This window comes from Microbacterium sp. Bi128, from assembly GCF_918698205.1.
The window spans coordinates 1-2,582 of record NZ_CAKKMM010000715.1 but is presented as its reverse complement, the minus strand read 5'-3'; the positions used below and the strand labels follow the sequence as shown (position 1 = coordinate 2,582).

Here is a 2,582-nt window from a genome sequence, read left to right as displayed (position 1 = left end):
ATCCGTGCCCCGCGCTCGCCCGGCGTGTCGCCGGGCGCCTCACAGCTTGGAGATCGGCGCGATCTTCACCAGCAGCTTCTTGGCCCCGACGGTGTCGAAGCGCACGTGGGCGACTCTCTTCGCACCCTCGCCGGTGATGGCATCCACGCGTCCTTCGCCGAAGTCGTCGTGGCGGATGCGGTCGCCGGACGAGAGCTCCATGTCGCCGTTGTCGCGCACCTTGGCGGGGATGCGGTTGGGGAACTTGCTCGGGTCAGCGGGCGCGCGCTTGGGCAGCGGCACGAGGTCGTCGCCGTACCGGCTCCCCCCGCCGCTGCCACCCTGCCCGGGACGGCGCCCGCGCGCGTTGAGCGCGCGCGACTGCGTACCACCGCGGCCGTTGACGTCGCCGGGCGACTGCCGCCAGTCGATGAGGTCGGCGGGGATCTCTTGCAGGAACCGGCTCGGCATGGCGACGGTGACCTCGCCGAACTGCGCCCGGGTCATCGCGAGCGACACGTGCAGGCGCTTGCGCGCGCGCGTGATGCCCACGTAAAACAGGCGTCGCTCTTCTTGCGGCCCGCCGGGTTCGCCGGCCGAGATGCGGTGCGGCAGCAGGTCTTCCTCGACGCCGGTGAGGAACACCGCGTCGTACTCGAGGCCCTTGGCGGTGTGCAGGGTCATGAGCGAGACCGAGCCGGACGCGTCGTCGAGGTCGTCGGCGTCGGCGACGAGGGCGACCTCGGTGAGGAAGTCGATGATCGTGCCGTCGGGGTTGTTGCGGGCGAACTCCCGAGTGACGGCGACGAGCTCGTCGAGGTTCTCGAGGCGCGCCTCGTCCTGCGGGTCGCGGCTGGCGCGCAGGGCATCGAAGTACCCGGTCTTGTTGAGCAGCAGCGTCAGGCCTTCGCTGACGGCGGTCGACGGAGCGAGCTCGCCGGATGCCGGGAGCATCAGCGCCGACGCCTCGCTCAGCACCGCATCGAGCTGGTCGATCGCCTTCTGCAGCTTGGGGCCGACGCCGAGCTGGGTGGAGTTCGCCAGGGCGTCACGGAAGGTGATGTCGTGCTCGGCGGCGTAGCGCGCGATCGCGGTCTCGGTCACGTCGCCGATGCCTCGGCGCGGGCGGTTGAGGATGCGCCGCAGTGCCATGGAGTCGGCCGGATTCGCTACGGCGACGAGGTAGGCCAGGGCGTCCTTGATCTCGGCGCGCTCGTAGAACTTGGTGCCGCCCATGATCTTGTAGGGCACCGCGGAGCGGATGAAGATCTCTTCCAGCGCACGGGATTGCGAGTTCGTGCGGTAGAACACCGCCATCTGCGCGTAGTCGACGCCCGTACGGTGCAGCGCCTCGATCTCGTCGGCCACGAACTGCGCCTCGTCGTGCTGCGAGTACCCGGTGAACCCGATGATCGGGTCGCCCGCGCCCACGTCGGTCCAGAGCTTCTTGTCTTTGCGGTCGAAGTTGTTCGAGATCACCGCGTTCGCCGCCGACAGGATGTTCTGCGTCGACCGGTAGTTCTGCTCGAGCAGCACGACCTTCGCGCCCGGGTAATCGCGCTCGAACTCGCTGATGTTGCGGATGTCCGCACCGCGGAACGCGTAGATCGACTGATCGGAATCACCGACGACGGTGAGCGAGGCCCCGCTCTCGGCCGCGGGCTCGGCCTCGAAGATCATCATGCCGCCGCCCGCCGACATCGGCTCGGCGTCGCTGCCGGGCGGCAGTGTCAGCTCGTGGATGAGGGCGTACTGGGCGTGGTTGGTGTCCTGGTACTCGTCCACCAGGATGTGGCGGAATCTCTTGCGATACACGTCGGCCACGTGCGGGAACGCCCGGAACAGGTAGACGGTCTGTGCGATGAGGTCATCGAAGTCGAACGCGTTCGCGCGCTGCAGCTCGCGCTGGTACGCCGAGAAGATCTCGATGAACACGCGCTCCGCGGGGTCGCTCGTATTGGCCTGCCGCGCGTAGGACTCGGCATCCGCCAGCTCGTTCTTGAGCTTCGAGATCCGGCTCTGCGTGCCCGCAGGGGTGAGACCGAACGCGTCACCCTCGTGCTCTTTCACCAGGCGCTTGATGAGGGCGCGCGAGTCACCCGAGTCGTAGATCGTGAACGCCTTGGTGAAGCCGAACTGCTGCGCCTCGCGCCGGAGGATGCGCACGCACGCGGAGTGGAACGTCGAGATCCACATGCCGTCGGCCTTCTGCCCGATCAGCTGGTGGACGCGCTCGCGCATCTCGCCCGCGGCCTTGTTGGTGAAGGTGATCGCCAGGATCTGGCTCGGATAGGCCTCGCGCGTGCGCAGCAGGGAAGCGATGCGTCGGGTCAGCACGCTCGTCTTGCCCGACCCGGCCCCCGCGACGATCAGCAGAGCCTGTCCGCGGTAGGTGACGGCCTCTCGTTGCGGCCCGTTCAGACCGGCGAGCAGGTCGGCGTCGGGGCGGGCGTCCGACGGCGCGGAAGCGCCGACGATGAGGGGCAAGGAGGCGTCGGTCATGGCGCCACAAGTCTAGGCGGGGCCTCTGACACGGTGGGTCACTCGGCCGTGCGGCGCCGCCCCGCTGGGGACGGCGCCGCAGGGATCGAGGGTCAGCCGAC

Annotated in this window: 1 protein-coding gene; it reads right to left on the bottom strand. The window is 68.9% G+C overall.

The features are described from left to right. Window positions 1-39: 39 nt before the first annotated feature. Window positions 40-2,481 (bottom strand): ATP-dependent helicase, encoded by a 2,442-nt coding sequence (locus LQV45_RS25275; protein ID WP_230009373.1) that lies wholly within the window; start codon window positions 2,479-2,481, stop codon window positions 40-42. Between the last annotated feature and the right edge of the window lie 101 nt (window positions 2,482-2,582).

Bases quoted from the DNA above. Each gene is read 5' to 3' on its own strand.
- LQV45_RS25275 (WP_230009373.1), bottom strand. From the start codon at position 2,481: ATGACCGACGCCTCCTTGCCCCTCATCGTCGGCGCTTCCGCGCCGTCG.